This is a genomic window from Pseudomonas sp. JR33AA, assembly GCF_021378985.1.
Taxonomy (GTDB): Bacteria; Pseudomonadota; Gammaproteobacteria; order Pseudomonadales; family Pseudomonadaceae; genus Aquipseudomonas; species Aquipseudomonas alloputida.
On the sequence record NZ_JAJSAW010000002.1, the window covers coordinates 1 to 17,214 of the forward strand.

At 62.8% G+C, this 17,214-nt stretch carries 19 protein-coding genes and 1 tRNA gene; 13 read left to right on the forward strand and 7 right to left on the reverse strand.

Translation table 11 applies throughout. The features are described 5' to 3' along the window. Positions 1-124: 124 nt before the first annotated feature. A complete protein-coding gene (locus LVS58_RS03305; protein ID WP_233689870.1) occupies positions 125-343 on the reverse strand; it encodes a DUF1127 domain-containing protein in 219 nt (72 codons plus the stop codon). Between the two features lie 96 nt (positions 344-439). Here LVS58_RS03305 and LVS58_RS03310 point away from each other — a divergent pair, with 96 nt between their 5' ends. Then, positions 440-1,291 carry a LysR substrate-binding domain-containing protein gene (locus LVS58_RS03310; RefSeq protein WP_233689871.1) on the forward strand — a complete coding sequence of 284 codons (852 nt, stop codon included), beginning with the start codon at positions 440-442 and terminating at the stop codon, positions 1,289-1,291. Positions 1,292-1,319: 28 nt separating this feature from the next. Here the strand turns inward: LVS58_RS03310 and LVS58_RS03315 are convergent, their stop codons facing one another. Beyond that, a complete protein-coding gene (locus LVS58_RS03315; protein WP_233690276.1) occupies positions 1,320-2,069 on the reverse strand; it encodes a sulfite exporter TauE/SafE family protein in 750 nt (249 codons plus the stop codon). Positions 2,070-2,182: 113 nt separating this feature from the next. On the opposite strand from LVS58_RS03315, the gene LVS58_RS03320 reads away from it, so the two are divergent. From LVS58_RS03320 to LVS58_RS03330, 3 genes are all read left to right on the forward strand, one after another. Beyond that, the gene (locus tag LVS58_RS03320) at positions 2,183-3,136 is read left to right on the forward strand and encodes a LysR family transcriptional regulator (protein WP_233689872.1); all 954 of its coding nucleotides are present in this window, start codon (positions 2,183-2,185) and stop codon (positions 3,134-3,136) included. 58 nt (positions 3,137-3,194) lie between these two features. Then, positions 3,195-3,650, forward strand: coding sequence for a MarR family winged helix-turn-helix transcriptional regulator (locus LVS58_RS03325; RefSeq protein WP_012053328.1), 456 nt, complete (start codon positions 3,195-3,197; stop codon positions 3,648-3,650). A 139-nt stretch (positions 3,651-3,789) separates the two neighbouring features. Beyond that, complete coding sequence (locus LVS58_RS03330) at positions 3,790-4,218, forward strand: organic hydroperoxide resistance protein (RefSeq protein ID WP_233689873.1); 429 nt, start codon at positions 3,790-3,792, stop codon at positions 4,216-4,218. A gap of 207 nt (positions 4,219-4,425) precedes the next feature. On the opposite strand, the gene efp is transcribed toward LVS58_RS03330, so the two are convergent. Together efp and earP are read right to left on the reverse strand one after the other, a co-directional pair. Then, on the reverse strand, positions 4,426-4,995 hold the full coding sequence (gene efp / locus LVS58_RS03335) for an elongation factor P (RefSeq protein WP_003252871.1): 570 nt from the start codon (positions 4,993-4,995) through the stop codon (positions 4,426-4,428). A gap of 48 nt (positions 4,996-5,043) precedes the next feature. Beyond that, complete coding sequence (earP, locus tag LVS58_RS03340) at positions 5,044-6,177, reverse strand: elongation factor P maturation arginine rhamnosyltransferase EarP (RefSeq protein ID WP_233689874.1); 1,134 nt, start codon at positions 6,175-6,177, stop codon at positions 5,044-5,046. Between the two features lie 129 nt (positions 6,178-6,306). Between earP and LVS58_RS03345 the strand changes: the two genes are divergently transcribed. After that, on the forward strand, positions 6,307-6,705 hold the full coding sequence (locus tag LVS58_RS03345; RefSeq protein ID WP_233689875.1) for a hypothetical protein: 399 nt from the start codon (positions 6,307-6,309) through the stop codon (positions 6,703-6,705). 2 nt (positions 6,706-6,707) lie between these two features. Continuing rightward, positions 6,708-7,178, forward strand: coding sequence for a GreA/GreB family elongation factor (locus LVS58_RS03350; protein WP_233689876.1), 471 nt, complete (start codon positions 6,708-6,710; stop codon positions 7,176-7,178). Between the two features lie 114 nt (positions 7,179-7,292). Here LVS58_RS03350 and LVS58_RS03355 read toward each other — a convergent pair whose 3' ends face one another. Next, a complete protein-coding gene (locus tag LVS58_RS03355) occupies positions 7,293-8,231 on the reverse strand; it encodes a LysR family transcriptional regulator (protein WP_233689877.1) in 939 nt (312 codons plus the stop codon). 118 nt (positions 8,232-8,349) lie between these two features. On the opposite strand from LVS58_RS03355, the gene LVS58_RS03360 reads away from it, so the two are divergent. Continuing rightward, positions 8,350-9,099, forward strand: coding sequence for a 3-oxoacyl-ACP reductase family protein (locus LVS58_RS03360; RefSeq protein ID WP_233689878.1), 750 nt, complete (start codon positions 8,350-8,352; stop codon positions 9,097-9,099). 39 nt (positions 9,100-9,138) lie between these two features. Here the strand turns inward: LVS58_RS03360 and LVS58_RS03365 are convergent, their stop codons facing one another. Next, positions 9,139-10,023 carry a LysR family transcriptional regulator gene (locus LVS58_RS03365; RefSeq protein ID WP_233689879.1) on the reverse strand — a complete coding sequence of 295 codons (885 nt, stop codon included), beginning with the start codon at positions 10,021-10,023 and terminating at the stop codon, positions 9,139-9,141. Between the two features lie 103 nt (positions 10,024-10,126). Here LVS58_RS03365 and LVS58_RS03370 point away from each other — a divergent pair, with 103 nt between their 5' ends. The 3 genes from LVS58_RS03370 (at position 10,127) to LVS58_RS03380 (ending at position 14,198) form a co-directional block, all read left to right on the forward strand. After that, positions 10,127-11,314 (forward strand): MFS transporter, encoded by a 1,188-nt coding sequence (locus tag LVS58_RS03370; protein WP_233689880.1) that lies wholly within the window; start codon positions 10,127-10,129, stop codon positions 11,312-11,314. Between the two features lie 155 nt (positions 11,315-11,469). Further along, positions 11,470-11,850 (forward strand): hypothetical protein, encoded by a 381-nt coding sequence (locus LVS58_RS03375; protein WP_233689881.1) that lies wholly within the window; start codon positions 11,470-11,472, stop codon positions 11,848-11,850. A gap of 215 nt (positions 11,851-12,065) precedes the next feature. Continuing rightward, positions 12,066-14,198 (forward strand): TonB-dependent siderophore receptor, encoded by a 2,133-nt coding sequence (locus LVS58_RS03380; protein ID WP_233689882.1) that lies wholly within the window; start codon positions 12,066-12,068, stop codon positions 14,196-14,198. 139 nt (positions 14,199-14,337) lie between these two features. Here LVS58_RS03380 and LVS58_RS03385 read toward each other — a convergent pair. After that, positions 14,338-14,427 (reverse strand) — tRNA-Ser (locus tag LVS58_RS03385). A gap of 198 nt (positions 14,428-14,625) precedes the next feature. Between LVS58_RS03385 and LVS58_RS03390 the strand changes: the two genes are divergently transcribed. From LVS58_RS03390 to LVS58_RS03400, 3 genes are all read left to right on the forward strand, one after another. Then, positions 14,626-15,315 carry a crotonase/enoyl-CoA hydratase family protein gene (locus LVS58_RS03390; RefSeq protein ID WP_233689883.1) on the forward strand — a complete coding sequence of 230 codons (690 nt, stop codon included), beginning with the start codon at positions 14,626-14,628 and terminating at the stop codon, positions 15,313-15,315. 120 nt (positions 15,316-15,435) lie between these two features. Then, positions 15,436-16,149 carry a lysophospholipid acyltransferase family protein gene (locus LVS58_RS03395; protein ID WP_233689884.1) on the forward strand — a complete coding sequence of 238 codons (714 nt, stop codon included), beginning with the start codon at positions 15,436-15,438 and terminating at the stop codon, positions 16,147-16,149. 67 nt (positions 16,150-16,216) lie between these two features. Continuing rightward, positions 16,217-17,188 carry a magnesium and cobalt transport protein CorA gene (locus LVS58_RS03400; RefSeq protein WP_233689885.1) on the forward strand — a complete coding sequence of 324 codons (972 nt, stop codon included), beginning with the start codon at positions 16,217-16,219 and terminating at the stop codon, positions 17,186-17,188. Positions 17,189-17,214 lie beyond the last annotated feature (26 nt).

Sequence of the window (17,214 nt, forward strand, 5' to 3'; positions counted from 1 at the left end):
ACGCTCCGGGGTCCCCTCGCTCCGGGCTTGCTCCCGGGAGGACCGCGCGCTTAGAAGCAAAAAACCAAAGCAGGAGCAGGAGCAGGAGCAGGAGCAGGAGCAAAAGCGACCGCCACGCCTGGCATCACTTCCTCAGTGGATCATCCCAAAAATGCCGCTCGGCCTCTTGATGTATATCCGCCCGGCTCAACCCAAGGTCGCGCAAGGTTGCATCACTGAGGCTGGCCAGCTCCTGACGCTGACGGTACAACTCCAGCCAACGCGCCGGACGCTGCAAAGCCGCGTGCCACAGGTAGCTCAGGGAAAAGGCAGGTTGCTGGATGCTGCTGACATGACCTTTCATCGTGAAGCCCTCCGTCTTGATGGCCTCAGTCTCACGCCAGGCATAAGATCAATCCAACGAATGTTTCTGATGTGATGCATCTCGGAGATTGATGCAATGTCCCAATACCAAAGCCTCGACGCGGACGTGCTGCGCACCTTCGTCGCCATCGCCGAGCAAGGCGGCTTTACCCGCGCAGGCGAAGTGGTCAACCGCACCCAGTCAGCAGTCAGCATGCAGATGAAACGCCTGGAAGAAGACATTCTGCAGCGCCAGCTATTCGAGCGTGATGGCCGTCAGGTGCGGCTGACCGCCGAGGGCCAGGTCCTGCTGGGGTATGCCCGGCGCATTCTCAAGTTGCATGGCGAGGTGTTCAACACCCTGCGCATGCCGCACATGGTTGGGCTGGTACGTATCGGCACACCGGACGACTACGCCATGCGCTTCCTGCCGACCATCCTGTCGAGCTTTGCCCAGGCCTACCCGCTGGTGCAGGTGGAAGTGCATTGCGATTCATCCAAGCAGTTGATGCTGCGCCAGGACCTGGACCTGACCATCGTCACCCGCGAGCCCGGCAACGAGATTGGCCAGTTGCTGCGCCAGGAACGCCTGGTGTGGGCCGCGGCAGAAGGATTTTGCCCGCACGAACAGCGGCCGATGCCGGTGGCGCTGTTCAACACCGACTGCTTCTGTCGCGCCTGGACCTGCAATGCGCTGGAGGCACAGGGCATCGATTACCGTATTGCCTACACCAGCCCGAGCCTGGCGGCAATCTTTGCCATCGTCACGGCCGGGCTGGCAGTGACCGCGCAGCTGCAGAGCCTGATCGGGGGCAACATCCGCATTCTGGGTGAGAACGAAGGGCTGCCGCAGTTGCCCATGGCCAATGTCATGCTGGTGCGCAGTACGCAAACCTCCTCGCCAATCACCGACTGCATGGCCAACTACATCGTTGAGGGTTTCAAGTGATCCGGGGCCGAAAAACGGCCCCAACATCTCAAAGCTCAAACCCCAGCATCACCGCACAGAGCACCAGAAACACACAGAACATCGCCCGCAATACCTTCTCCGGCAACGCATGGGCCAGCTTCACGCCCCAGCTGATGCTGAGCAAGCCCCCCACCGCCAAGGGAACCCCAACCCCCCAGTCAACGCTATGGTGCACGCCATAGGTCACCAGCGTGACCAATGTACTCGGCGCCGCCAGCGCCAGTGACAGCCCCTGCGCCACCACCTGAGTAGCGCCGAACACACTGGTCAGGACCGGCGTGGCCACCACGGCCCCACCCACCCCGAACAAGCCACCCATGGTGCCGGCAAAGCTGCCCAGCACACCCAGCCACGGCCAGGCATGACGCAGCTCGGCACTCGGTGGCGACACCTTCATGAACATCCGCACCACGTTCCACACTGCCAGCGCTACCAGGAAGCCGACAAAACCCAGGCGCATGGAATGCGCATCGAGCCCCACCGCCCAGATCGACCCCAGCCAGGCAAACAAGAAGCTGCACGCCGACAGCGGCAACGCATGGCGCAATGCAATGCGGTTGCGCTGGTGATACCGCCACAGCGCCAGCAGCACGTTCGGCACCACCATCACCAGGGCGGTCCCCTGCGCCAACTGCTGGTCCAGGCCAAACAGCACGCCCAACGCCGGAATCGCAATCAGCCCGCCGCCAATACCGAACAAGCCCCCCATGGTGCCCAGGGCAGCGCCCAGCGCGATATACAACAACCACTCGATCATCAGGGCCTCGTCCGCCTGTACCAATAATCCCAGCATGCTAACGACTGTGCGCTGGCGGGGAAACGCACAGCAGCGCACAATGGCTGTGCGTTCTTCGCAAAAGCAAGGCAGCCATGAGCCCCGATACCCTGACCGATCAATTGAGCCTGTTCCTCGATGTGCTGGAAACCGGCAGCTTTTCTGCCGCCGCACGTCGCCACCCGCTGACTCCATCTGCGGTAGCACGGCGCATCGACAACCTGGAAAGCGCCGTCGGCAGCCGCCTGTTCACCCGCAGCACCCACGCGGTGCGGGCCACGCCTGCAGGCAATGCCTTTGCCGAGCGGGCCAGACGCATCATCGAGGAGTTGCGCCTGGCCCGGGCTGAAGCGGTGTCACTGAGTAATGCCCCGGAAGGCCTGATCCGCATCGACGCCCCTGCCGCGTTTGGCCGCCGCCACCTGGCCCCGGCCATTGCCGACTTCCTGGTGGCCTACCCGGGCCTGGACGTGCAACTGCGGTTGATCGACAGCTTCGTCGACCTGCATGGCAGCCACCTGGGCGAGGTCGACCTGGTGCTGCGCGCCGGCCCATTGGCCGACACCCGCCTGGTCGCCACACCGCTCGCCTACATGGTGCGCATCGCCTGCGCCAGCCCCGCCTACCTGGCCAGCCGCGGCATACCCACCTGCCCCAGCGAACTGCCCAGGCATGACGGGCTGGACTGGGATGGCCTGGCGCCCCCGTTCGCCTGGCGCTTCAGTGTGGCCGGGCAAACCCGCCTGTACCGCCCCACGCGCATGCGCATGGCCGCCAACAATGCCGAAACCCTGCTGTTCGGCGCCCTCGCCGGCCTGGGGATAGCTCACTTGCCCACTTGGCTGATCAGTGAGTACCTGCTACGCGGCGAACTGATCCCGTTGTTCTGCGACGGCGGCTTGCCTGAAGCCGAGACCAGCGGCATTTACGCGCTACGCCTGGCACATGAAACGAACTCTCGCAGCCGTTTGTTGCTCGAATTCCTCAAGAGCCGCTTCAGCCCGATTCCACCCTGGGACCTGGCCTTGCGCAGTGAACTGCGCGATTAATTCGCGCACTGATGATCAGCGTGCCAGAATTTTCCATTGATGACTTTCAAGGACCTGCATGAACGCCGACACCCAAGCCTCCTGTGACGAGCTGCTGCTGGATAACCAGGTCTGTTTCGCCCTGCACTCCACCTCGTTACTGATGACCAAGGTCTACAAACCGCTGCTGCAGGCGCTGGGCCTGACCTACCCGCAATACCTTGCCATGCTCGTGCTGTGGGAGCGAGACGGCCTGACCGTGGGCGAAATCAGCCAGCACCTGCTGACCGACCCAGGCTCGCTGACCCCGCTGCTCAAGCGCCTGGAAAGCGAAGGCCTGTTACAGCGTAACCGCAGTCGCGAAGATGAACGGGTCGTGATGGTACAGCTGACCGACAAGGGCCGCGCCCTGCAACAGCAGGCCAAAGAGGTGCCGCCGTGCATTCTCAAGGCCAGCGGGCGCAGCCTGGAGCAGCTGCAGAAACTGCAAGCCGACCTGCTGAACCTGCGCGAAAACCTGCAGAAAAACCTCTGAGCGCTATGCTGTGTGATGGCCATTCGGATGAACGGTGATTATTTATCTTGCGCACTAACTAATTGCGCGCTAATTTAAATCCCACACCAACCCCGCCCTCCTGCAAACGGGAGCGCAAAGCACATTAGCGAGGCTCAAGATGCAAAAGGTCACTCCGCTGTACATCGCAGAAGCAACCTCCACCGGTGGGCGCGACGGCAAATCCCGTTCCAGCGACGGCAAGCTGGAAGTCAGCCTCAGCACCCCCAAGGAACTGGGCGGCGCAGGCGGTGACGGCACCAACCCCGAGCAGCTGTTCGCCGCCGGTTACTCGGCCTGCTTCATCGGCGCCTTGAAGTTCGTGGCCGGGCAACAGAAGAAAGCCCTGCCGGCAGATGCCTCGATCACCGCCAAGGTGGGCATCGGCCAGATCCCGGGCGGTTTCGGCCTGGACATCGACCTGCACATCAACCTGCCGGGCCTGGCCCAGGCCGATGCCGAAGGGCTGGTGGAAAAGGCGCACCAGGTTTGCCCGTATTCCAATGCCACCCGCGGTAATGTGGATGTGCGCCTGCACGTAACCGTGTAAGCGCAAAGGCTTGTGCGATCCCGTGTAGGAGCGGCCTTGTGTTGCGAAAGGGGCGCGAAGCGGCCCCAGGCGTTCGGCATGTAGTCAAAAATTGCCGGGGTCGCCTTGCGGCCCTTTCGCGACACAAGGCCGCTCCTACAAAAGCACGAGTACACAGGCATAAAAAAACCCGGCTTTCGCCGGGTTTTTTGCGTCTCGCAAGAAGCATTACTTCTTGGAACGGCCTTTGAAGCTGTTGTCGCGAGTGTCGATGTCGATCCACTCGTCGATCTGGATGAAGTCGGCAACCGAGATCTCGGTACCGTTCGCCAGCTTGGCAGGCTTCATGACTTTGCCGGAGGTGTCACCGCGAGCAGCGTTCTCGGTGTAGACAACTTTACGGCTGATGGTGGTTGGCAGTTCAACCGATACCAGGCGGCCTTCGAAGAACACGGCTTCGCAGACGTCTTCCATGCCTTCTTCGATGTACGGCAGAACGGCTTCGATGTCTTCGGCGTTCAGCTCGTACATGGTGTAGTCGGTGGTGTCCATGAAGGTGTACTCGTCACCATTGATGAACGACAGGGTCGCTTCTTTGCGATCCAGGATCACGTCGTCCAGCTTGTCGTCCGCACCGTATACGGTTTCGGTCTTGTAGCCGGTCAGCAGGTTCTTCAGCTTGGTCTTCATGATCGCGCTGTTACGGCCCGACTTGGTGAACTCAGCTTTTTGAACCAGCCACGGGTCGTTGTCGATCCGCAGGACGGTACCGGGTTTCAGTTCTTTACCAGTTTTCATTACGAAGTATCCGAATCTGGATGGATTTATAAAAATCGAGGCCGCGTATCATAGCGAATTTCGGTAAAAGTGTACTAGCGCTGTGGCAAGGTCCGGCTGAGCGGCCTGTCGCGCCGCCCAAAGGCGGGCATGCTGCTGCAGTTCCGGCCAATGCTGGCGGGCCGCCCGCCAGGCCTGGCCCATGTCGAAATCCATGTTCCACGCACGCCACAGGCCCAGCAGGGCGGCATCAGCATCGCCTGACAGGCCGCGTCGATAATGCGCGAGGAACGCTTCGAGCTTTTCCCAATGGGCATTCTCGTCCTGCACATAGATGTGCCACAGCATCGGCTGCCCGGCCCACTGCGCACGCACGAACGAGTCTTCGCCGCGCACGGCATTGAAATCGCAGCTCCATAACAGCCGGTCGAAGTCGTCCTGGCTGACGAACGGCAGCACCTGTAAGGTCAGCGCCCCACGCGTACGCACATCACCCACGTGCAGCGGCGCCTCGCCAAGCCACTGGCTGAGCCCCGCGACGATGCGCCCTTGCGGGACCAACAGGTGGCAGGCCTGGTCAGCCGTGGCCAGGGCATCAAGCCAGTTGCCCAACTGCGGGTTTTCATAGGCAAACAGCGAGATCAGCAGCGCACCCGGCACAGGGTCTACACCAAGCCCCTGCAAAAAGGTTCGGCGCGCATCCGTCGACTGCTGGAACGCGTCACGCCGGGCCAGCAGCGAACCCTCGCGCAGCAAACCGCCCGTTTTCTCGGTAAAGCCCGGGAAAAAAAACACCTTGCGCAAACCGTTGGGCTGCGGCGAAGGCAACCCATGGCAACCCTCCACCCAGTCCTCGGCACTCAGGTACTCGAGGTTGAGCCAGAGCGGCGGATGCGCACGGGCACGCATGGCCTCGACATACGCCGTGGGCAACTGGCAGGCGAACGCGCCGATCACCACATCGGCCGGCGCCACCGGCGACCACGTTACCGGCCAGTGGCGCACCTCCACGCCGTGCTGCCACTGTTGCGCAGCCGCGGCATCGGCGCCAGGGCACATGGGCGTGAACGCGTTGAGGTCATCCACCCACAGGCGCACCGCCAAACCGTGCTCGGCCACCAACTGCCGGGCCAGGCGCCAGGTCACGCCGATATCGCCGTAATTGTCGACGACGCTGCAGAAGATGTCCCAGGTGGCTTTCATGCGCCCCTCCCGTGCTGGTGCAAAAACCGCGAATTCTGCTCATAAATTGGCGCAGACAAAAGCACCTGCGCAGAAAAATGCCCAAGCGCATGCGACAATGCCTCCCTACCACGCTGCCAGGAGGCTGCCATGCCGCGCCACCGAGAACTGAAGATCACCCTCAAGCCGTTGCCGTTGATCATGTGCGTTGCCTTGGGCCTGTGGCTGGGCGCCATGGCCATTGCCGTGAGCCTGTGGCTGGCCCAGCAGTTGTGGCCACAGCAGGTGCAGCCTCTGGCCCAGGTTGTAGCCCCCCACGCGCACCACCCCGTTGCAACACCCGCGCCGGCCAATGGCCAGGATGCCCAGGCCGAGATGTTCGAACGCTACAAGGACATCCTGCACAAACAGGAACTGCAACAGGCCGCCGATGCCGCCCAGGGCAACCCGCGCAACCTCAACAGCCCCAAGTGCCAGTTCTGGCTGCAGCAAAACCGTACCGCGCCCACCGAAAAAAGCCAGGCCAACGTGCTGGAGTTCTGTTACTGACCATGGACAAGCCCCACCTGCTGGCGCTGATTGTCGCCACCCTCGAGCATGACCTGGACGTGCTGACCCGCGCGGCGCAAACCGCCTACGAGGCCGCCACCGCCGAAGAGAACATCGCCGAGAACAAGTACGACACCCTCGGCCTGGAGGCCTCGTACCTGGCCACCGGCCAGGCCCGCCGCAGTGCCGAGATCCGCCAGGCGCTGGTGATCTACCAGCAGTTGCTGCTGCGTGATTACAACCCGGCGCGCGGTGTGCAGGTAAGCAACCTGGTGACCCTGGAAAATGAAGATGGCGGGCAGCGCCGGCTGTTTCTCGGGCCTGAGGCAGCGGGGTTGAAGATTGGCGAAGGCGACGGGTTGGTGACGGTGATTACCCCGCGTTCGCCGCTGGGGCAGCTGTTGCTGGGCAAGCGGGTGGATGACGAGGTGAGCCTGGGGGCGCAGGTATCGTTCATTGTCGATGTTGTCTGAACCGGCCTCTTCGCGGGCCCGCTCGCTCCCACAAGGGTCCCACTGCCTTCAGGGCTGTGATATCCCTGTGGGAGCGGGCGGGCCCGCGAAAGGGCCGGCACAGGCAATAATTCTCTAAAGGGCCTGCAAGGCATCGAACCGCCCCGCCAGCCCCTGCTCGGCAAACTGCTCCACCACAAAATCGATGAACGCCCGGGTCTTGCCCGGCAACAGCTTGTGCTCGGCGAAATACAGGCTGATATGCCCATCGTCCACATACCAGTCCGGCAACACCCGCAGCAGCCGCCCGGCCTGCAAGTAGGGCACGGCAAACGGCAAACTCACCAGGGCAATACCCAGCCCCTGCTCGGCCACCGCGCACGCCGCGTCCGAGTCGCTCATGGTCATCGCCTGGCGCAATTGCAGCGGCTGCTGCGCCTGCCAACGGTTGGTCAGCGGCCACGAGCGCACCCGCCCGGTCTGCGGTGACCGGATCAGGATGCCGTCATGGCGTTGCAGCACCTGCGGGTCTTCTATCGGCGCGTGCCGCTGCAGATAGGCCGGTGCTGCCACCAACACCCGGTGCGCCGGGGTCAGCTTGCGCGCCACCACCCCCGGTGGCAGTTCAAAACCACCACCAATCGCTGCATCGAAGCCCTGGCCGATCAGGTCGACCTGGCGGTTGTCAAAATGCCAATCCGGGGTAATGGCCGGGTATCGGCGCAAAAATTCCCCCAGCAACGGCAGCACATACAAACGCCCGAACACCGTGCCCATGCTCACCCGCAACAACCCGGCCGGCTGGCCTTCTGCACTGGCCAGGTTGGCCACCGCGTACTGAATGGTGCGAAAGCTGTCACTGACCTCACCGAGAAAACGCTGCCCTGCTTCAGTCAAGGTCAGCTTGCGGGTACTACGCTGGAACAACCGCACACCCAGGCGCGCCTCCAGCTGTGCAACGTGCTTGCCCACGGCGGCCGGGGTAAGGCTCAGGCGCCTGGCGGCCTCGGCAAAACTGCCCACCTCGGCACTGCGAATGAAGCATTCCAGCGCGTTGAACGATTCCATAGCCATGATTAGCAACCAAAGGTTTACTCTGCTGATAGTGATTGCCATCTTATCAGCAGGTAATCGAGCGCCGATACTTTGCCCATCCAAGGCATTTCGGCCTGGCTTCCAGCAGGAGATCAGCATGTCCAAGCAACTTACACTCGAAGGCAAAGTGGCCCTGGTTCAGGGCGGCTCCCGCGGTATTGGCGCAGCCATCGTGCGGCGCCTGGCCCGTGAAGGCGCGCAAGTGGCCTTCACCTATGTCAGCTCTGCCGGTCCGGCTGAAGCGCTGGCCCGGGAAATTACCGAAAACGGCGGCAAAGCCTTGGCCCTGCGGGCTGACAGCGCTGATGCCGCAGCCGTGCAGCTGGCGGTGGATGACACCGTAAAGGCCTTCGGCACGCTGGATATCCTGGTCAACAACGCCGGCGTGCTGGCCGTGGCCCCGGTGACAGCGTTCGACCTGGCCGACTTCGATCGCATGCTGGCCGTGAACGTACGCAGCGTGTTCGTCGCCAGCCAGGCCGCAGCGCGCTATATGGGCCAGGGGGGTCGTATCATCAACATTGGCAGCACCAACGCTGAACGCATGCCGTTTGCCGGCGGTGCACCGTACGCCATGAGCAAGTCGGCACTGGTTGGCCTGACCCGCGGCATGGCACGCGACCTTGGGCCGCAAGGCATTACCGTGAACAACGTGCAGCCCGGGCCGGTGGACACCGACATGAACCCGGCCAGCGGCGAGTTTGCCGAGAGCCTGATCCCGCTGATGGCCATTGGGCGGTATGGCGAGCCGGAGGAGATTGCCAGCTTTGTGGCTTACCTGGCCGGGCCTGAAGCCGGGTATATCACCGGCGCCAGCCTGACGGTGGATGGCGGGTTTGCAGCCTGATTGAAGGGTTGCCTGTGCCGCGACAGCGCCGGCACAGGCTTAGCCTTTCTTCGCCCCCAGGCACTGTTCCATCACGTCCAGAAAAGCTCGGGCAGCCGGTGTGGGGCTGGACGACCACACCGCATACAAGTGTCGCACCGGTGCATCCACCAACGGCGCCACGGCTACACCTTCGATACCCAGAGCCACCCGCTCGGGCACCAGGCCGACGGCCATGCCCCGCTGCACGAATTTCTCTACTAGACGAACATGCCCGATCTCGAACTGCACCCGACGCTGCAACCCCACCGCTTCAAACGCCTCGTCGGTCTGGCGTCGCGCCCCGGTGCCTTCGGGGAAGTCCACCAGCACTTCGCCTGCCAGGTCAGCCAGCGCCAGCTGTGCCCTGCCCGCCAGGCGATGCCCCGACGGCAACACAGCCACCAGCTCTTCCCTGGCCAACAAGCGATGCTGCACCCCCTGCACCACCTCGCCCTGCCACAGCCCGATAAAGCCCACGTCCAGGCGCCGCTCGAGCACATCAGCGATCAGCAATTCGCTCTTGGCCGTAAGCCAGCGTACATCCACATCCGGGAAACGACCGTGAAACACCGCCAACAGGTCGACCAGGTCCAGCGCGGTGAGCGAGCTGATTTCACCAATCGCCAGCCGCCCACGCACCTGGCCGCAGGCCGCCGCCACGTCATCGGCAATGCGCCGGGCCGCCTCCACCGCTGGCCGTGCACTGAGCACAAAGGCCTCCCCCGCAGGTGTCAGGCGCACCCGTCGCGAACTACGCTCGAACAGGCTCACCCCCAGCTGCGCCTCAAGCCGCGCCACCTGGTGGCTAAGGGCCGACTGCACCACATGGCAGCGCTCCGCCGCGCGGGTAAAACTACCGGTGTCGGCCACGGCAAGGGCGTATTCGAGCTGCTTGAGGTTCATCGATCTATCTGCTTTCAAGATGAATAGGTTGAAAACTATACATTGGTGTCATGCCTGACACTTCCTGATAATCACCACCACACCACTGCCCCACGAGAACTGCATGCACACCCCCACTCTCAGCCGCGCCCTGATCCTGCTGATGGCAACCGCCACAGGCCTGGCCGTGGCCAGCAACTACTACGCCCAACCGCTGCTGCACAGCATCGCCCAGCAGTTTGGCTTGAGCACCGCTAGCGCCGGCAGCATCGTGATTGCCGCGCAGCTCAGTTATGGCGCCGGCCTGTTGCTGCTGGCACCGCTGGGCGACCTGTTCGAGCAGCGCCGGCTGATTACCGTGATGACCGTTGTCTCCACCTTGGGCCTGGTCATCAGCGCCTGCGCACCCAGCCTGCCCTGGCTGCTGCTGGGCACGGCGCTGACCGGGCTGTTCTCGGTGGTGGCACAGATTCTCGTGCCGATGGCAGCGACGCTGAGCGAGCCGCATCAGCGTGGGCGCGCGGTCGGCACGCTGATGAGCGGCCTGCTGCTGGGCATTCTGCTGGCGCGTACGGCTGCCGGCTTCATGGCCGAGCTGGGTGGCTGGCGCAGTATCTACGTGCTGGCCGCAGTGCTCATGGCACTTACCGCCGTGGCGCTGTACCGCAGCCTGCCACAGCACCACAGCCATGCCGGGCTGAAATACCCGGCGCTGATCGGTTCCGTGTTCCGCCTGTTCATCGAAGAGCCCGTGCTGCGCCTGCGCTCGCTGCTCGGCCTGTTGGCATTCAGCCTGTTCGCCCTGTTCTGGACCCCACTGGCGTTTCTGCTGGCCAAAGGCCCCTACCACTATTCGGACGCAGTGATCGGCCTGTTCGGCCTGGCCGGTGCGGCGGGTGCTTTGTCGGCCAACTGGGCCGGGCGCCTGGCAGACCGTGGCAAGGGCGCGCTGGGGACCACCGTGGGCCTGGTAGTGTTGTTGCTGTCGTGGGTGCCGCTGGGGTTTGCCGAACAGTCCCTGCTCGCCTTGCTGCTGGGCGTGCTGATGCTCGACCTGGCGGTACAGCTGGTGCATGTGAGCAACCAGAACGCCGTGATCGCCCTGCGGCCCGAGGCACGCACGCGGCTGAATGCCGGTTATATCACCTGCTACTTCATTGGCGGGGCCCTTGGGTCGTTGCTGGGCACGCAGCTGTTCCAGCGCCAAGGCTGGATGGGGATCGTGGTGGCGGGGCTGGTGATTGGCGGGCTGGCGTTGCTGGCCTGGGGATTGGCCGAACGCAGGCGCAAGAACACCTTGCAGGTGGCCTGAAAAATGCTCGCTGGCTTCTTCGCGGGCACGCCCGCCAAGAGCCAGCCACAGCGACAAAGTACCGCACTACCCTCTGTCGCAATGCCGTTGACTTGCCTGCCGGGGCAGCGCTCAGTAACTGCTGGAAAAGGCCCTTTCCCTGACAGGATGACTTTATGACAAGACTCACGGTGCAGTCCGGCGATTTCTTGCAAGGTGAAGGCGAGTATCGCAATGGATCGCTCACACTCAAGACGGCGCGCAGCCCCTCACCCGGCGAGCGGATTTCCCTGGCACGCATCACCGACTTGCGGCTGGCCAGCCTGGAATCCAGCCGCAGCCTGGGCAGCACCTTGGGCTGGGGCGTGGCCGGCGCTCTGGTGGCAGGGCCAGTGGGGCTGCTGGCCGGGCTGTGGCTGGGCGGCAAGGAAGAAGAAGCGACCTTTCTGGCCACCTTCAAGGATGGACGCAAGCTGATGGCCAGCACCGATGGCAAGACCTGGTCGAAGATTGATGACAACTGGCGGCAGCACAAGCGGCCGGCCAGGACAGGCTGACTGAATACGCCGGGTCTGGATCGTTTTATGTAGAAGGCGGCTGGTAAGATGCCGCCTTTTTCATGGCCTGTGCCGGCCTCTTCGCGGGTAAACCCGCTCCTACAGGGGTATCACCAACCGGTGTATCACCACCCGGTATTTCACTACCCGGTGTAGGAGCGGGTTTACCCGCGAAAGGGCCGGCACAGGTATCGCGCATCCAGGAGCCCCACCGCATGCCCCCGCATCACCCCCGCCTGCCCCTGAGCCTGCTCAGCCTGGGCCTGGCCCTGCAGTGCCCCCCTGTGTTTGCCGAAGACAGCGTGGTGCTGGCCCCGTTGCAGGTCTCCGACACCTACGCCAATGATGGCTACCAGGCCCGTCAGGCCGCTGTGGGCGGCTTCCAGCCCGCGCCACTGCTCGACACCCCCGCCTCTGTCAGCGTGTTCAGCCAGCCGTTGCTGGAAGATCGCCAGGTACGCAAGCTTAGCGAAGTGTTGCAAAGCGATGCCTCGGTCGGCGAAAGCTATGCGCCCATCGGCTATTACGAAAACTTCAATGTGCGCGGCTTCGAGCTGAACGCCGCCAGTAGTTATCGCATCAACGGCCAGACCATTGCCGGCGAGCAGAACGTAGCCCTGGAGAACAAGCAGCAGGTGGAATTGCTCAAGGGCCTGTCGGGGCTGCAGACCGGCGTGTCGGAACCGGGCGGCCTGGTCAACTATGTCACCAAGCGCGCCGAAGACATACGCAGCGTCACGGTGTCGACCAACGAACAAGGCGAACGCTATCTGGCCACCGACCTTGGCGGCTGGTTCGGCAGCGAAAAGCAGTTCGGCGTGCGCGCCAACCTGGCCCATGAAGACATCCGCACCTACGTCGACCACGCTGACGGCAAGCGCGACTTCGCCTCGCTGGCATTCGACTGGCAGATCAACCCGGATGCCACCCTGCAGCTGGATGCCGAGTACCAGCACCGCGAACAGTCGTCGGTGCCGGGTTACCAACTGCTCGGAGGCACTGAAGTGCCACACGGTATCGACCCGGAAGACCGCCTGGCCTACCAGCATTGGGCCAAGCCCGTGCAGAACGACTCGCTGAACCTGGGCGGGCGCTTCGAGTACCGCTTCAACGATATCTGGACCGGCACCTTGAGCGCCTCCCGCAGCAAAGTGGTAATCGACGACTACAGCGCGTTTGCCTGGGGTTCGAGTGAAGGTGCGTTTTTCGGCAGCACGGGCGACTACGACATCTATGACTTCCGCAGCCCCGACGACACCCGCCGTACCGACGAGGCTCAGGCCATGCTCAACGGGCAATTCGATGCGCTGGGGTTGGGGCACGAGCTGACCGTGGGCACCAGTGCGCAGCGGCGCACACTGGATCAGCGCCCCAGCTATATGGAATGGGTCGGTACCGGCAACATCGACACCGGCGCCCCTGCATTCGACCCGTCCGACAAACCCGTAGGCGCCAGCGAACGCCGACTGGACAGCCGTCAGTACGGCTTGTTCGTCAGCGACCGCATCAGCTTCAACGAGCAATGGCAGACCGTGCTGGGCGCCCGCGAAGTGCGCCTGGATGAAAAGACCTGGGACGAGAACGGCGTAGCCGGGCGCCATACCCGCCAATACCAGCTGCTGCCCAATGCTGCAGTTATCTATAAGCTGCAGCCGAACACCACTGTATATGCGAGCTACGCCAAAGGGCTGTCTGCAGGCGGTACCGCACCATTTTCCGCTGAGAACAGGTTCGAGATCTTGGCGCCCACCACCTCCCGCCAGCTGGAACTTGGCCTCAAGCACGACTGGCAAGGCCTGAGCCTGAGCGCCGCCCTGTTCCAGATCCGCCAGGCTTACCAGTACGCGCGCCCGGACGGCACCGGCAACTTCACCTACGTGCAGCAAGGCCAACAGAAAAATACCGGCCTGGAACTCGGCGCCAGCGGCCGGGTGACCCCCAACCTGCAGCTACAGGCCAGTGCGGCAGCCATTCGTGCGCGGCTGCAGAACAGCGGTACCGAAGCCTATGAAGGGCACCAGGCGGTCAACGTGCCTGAATTCCGGGCGGCGCTGCATGCGGAATATACCCTGCCGGTTCCGGGGCTGGCGCTGCTGGGCGGGGCGCGCTACAGCGCCAGCAAGTATGCGAGCCAGGCGGGCAATGTGGAGGTTGGCGGGTATACCGTGTTCGACCTGGGCAGCCGCTACAGCACCCGAATTGCCGGGTATGACACGGTGCTGCGGCTGACGGTGGATAACGTGCTCGACAAGCGATACTGGCGCGATGTGGGCGATTACCTGGGCGATAACTACCTGTTCCAGGGGGCACCGCGTACCGCTCGGCTTTCGGCTTCGATCAGCTTCTAGAGTGCCGGGGCCGTTCCCACAGGAAATCGAGTACGCCTGTGGGAGCGGCCTTGTGTCGCGAGGGGCTGCGCAGCAGCCCCAATGACCTTGAAAGCAAAAAGCCCCCGTGCTTTTCAGCGCGGGGGCTTTTTGTAGAATGTGGCGGTGAAGAAGGGATTTGAACCCTTGATACGATTTCTCGTATACACACTTTCCAGGCGTGCTCCTTCGACCACTCGGACACTTCACCGTTTCTCTTCAAGCCTTGCAGCCCGTCGAGGTGCGCTAATTTAGTGAAAGACTTTCCCTTTGGCAAGCATTTTTTTCAATTTTTTCATGTATTTGCACTTGGGCTGCGGTGAGCGCTGACCGACCAGTCAGCCTTGCTGCTTTACCTCGCCCCTGGCGCTGGGTAACGTCGTCGCCACGCCAACAAAAGGACTCTGCCATGAGCGAGCTGATTACCTACCACGCCGAAGACGGCATCGCCACCCTTACCCTGAACAACGGCAAGGTCAATGCCATCTCGCCGGACGTCATCACCGCCTTCAATGCAGCGCTGGACCGTGCCAGCGAAGAGCGTGCAGTGGTGATCATCACAGGGCAGCCGGGCATTCTGTCAGGGGGTTACGACCTCAAGGTGATGACCAGCGGCCCAAAAGAGGCCATCAGCCTGGTCACGGCCGGTTCCACCCTCGCCCGCCGGCTGCTGTCGCACCCGTTCCCCGTGGTGGTCGCCTGCCCCGGCAATGCCGTGGCAAAGGGCGCCTTCCTGCTGCTGTCGGCCGACTACCGCATTGGCGTCGAAGGGCCGTACAAGGTATGCCTGAACGAGGTGCAGATCGGCATGACCATGCACCACGCCGGCATTGAACTGGCCCGCGACCGCCTGCGCCGCTCGGCCTTTCACCGCTCGGTGATCAATGCCGAAGTGTTTGACCCGCAGGGTGCCGTGGATGCCGGCTTCCTCGACAAGGTGGTACCGGCCGAGCAGTTGCAGGAAGCGGCAATGACCGCAGCACGGGAGCTGAAGAAGCTGAACATGCTGGCGCACAAGAACACCAAGCTGAAAGTGCGCAAAGGGCTGCTGGAGGCGCTGGACAAGGCGATCGAGCTGGATCAGCAGCACATGGGCTAGCCGCACGGGCCCTTTTCGCGGGTTTGCCCGCGAAAGGGGCGGAACAGGCCTGCACCAAGGTTTGCCCCAACCAGTGCACACCCGTACACTGCCCTGCGACCGTCTGGTGTGAGTCGTACCATGCTTTATTTATTGCGTATGTTCCTGCTGGGGCTGCATTTTCTTGCCGTTGGCGCCGTGGGCCTGATCATTGGTCTGTGCCGCCCCTTCAACCCTGACAACAGCCGCGTTTTCGCCCGGCTCTACAGCTTGCCGGCCACCTGGCTGATGCGCATCAAGGTCAAGGCCGAAGTCGGCCCATTGTGGGACCACCCGCCCGGCTGTGTGATCGTGGCCAACCACCAGTCCAATTTCGACCTTTTCGTGCTGGGCCAGGTGGTGCCGCAACGCACCGTTGCCATCGGCAAGAAGAGCCTGGGCTGGATCCCGCTGTTCGGCCAATTGTTCTGGCTGGGCGGCAACGTGCTGGTCGACCGCAAGAACGCCTATCAGGCGCGCAGGGCTATACAGAAAACCACCCGGGTTTTGCAGGACGACACCTCGATCTGGATTTTCCCCGAAGGCACCCGCAACGCCGGCGAGCATTTGCTGGCGTTCAAGAAAGGCGCATTTCACATGGCCATCGAGGCGGGTGTGCCGATCGTGCCGGTCTGCGTCAGCCGCTATGCCAGGCGCCTGAGCCTGAACAGCTGGCGCCAGCGCACGGTAATTGTGCGTTCGCTGCCGCCCATTGCCACGACGGGCATGACGCTGCAGGACCTGCCCGCGCTGATCGAACAATGCCGGGGGCAAATGCAGCAGTGCATCGACCGCATGGAAAAAGAACTGGCCTGATCCGGGTTGCTCTAAAGCCGGGTACAGCCCAAGCTGTATCCGTGTTCAAACGAATAAGCGGACAACCATGGGTCGAGTCGTGGCATCGGCGGTATACAGCGCCGGCAGAAAGGTCACCAACATCAGCATCGACGAAGGCAGCGAGTGGGCGCGCAAGCCGGGGCATTTTGTGTGGATCGGCCTGGAAGAGCCCAATGCCGAGGAGCTGGCCAACCTGCAGTCGCAGTTCAACCTGCACGAACTGGCCATCGAAGATGCCCTGGAAAAACACAGCCGGCCCAAGCTGGAAACCTTCGGTGACGCGTTGTTCATCGTCACCTATTCGCCAGTGCGCCACGAAGGCAAGCTGGAATTCATCGAAACCCATATCTTCGCGGGTAACGGCTACATCATCACCTGCCGCAACGGCCACTCCAAATCCTACGCCATGGTTCGCCAGCGCTGCGAGGCTCGGCCTCTGCTGCTGGAACATGGCGAAGACTTCGTGCTGTACGCCCTGCTCGACTTCGTCACCGAGAACTACCAACCGGTCAGCGAGGCCATTCATGGCGAAATCGAAGAGCTGGAGGAAAGCGCACTGGGCGGCTCGCTGCGCGAAGACGACATCCGCCGCTTGCACAGCCTGCGCCGTGACATCCTGCGCCTGCGCCGCTACGTGGCACCCATGGTTGAAGTAAGCGAAGAACTGCAGCGCCTGAACTTCCCGTTCATCGACAAGAACATGCGCCCGTACTTTCGGGACGTGCAAATTCACGTGACACGGCAGATGGAAGACTTGGCCGGCATCCGCGACATTGCCAGCCAGACGATCGAGATCGGCATGCTGCTGGAGTCGTCACGGCAAAGCATCGTGCAGCGCAAATTCGCGGCCTGGGCGGCGATTCTGGCCTTCCCTACGGCCATTGCCGGGGTGTATGGGATGAACTTCCAGAACATGCCGGAGCTGAGCTGGCACTACGGTTACTTCGCGGTACTGGGAGTGATTGCGACGGGGTGTGCCGGGTTGTATGCCAGCTTCAAGAAATCGGGTTGGCTTTGATGCCCTCTTCGCGGGCGTGCCCGCGA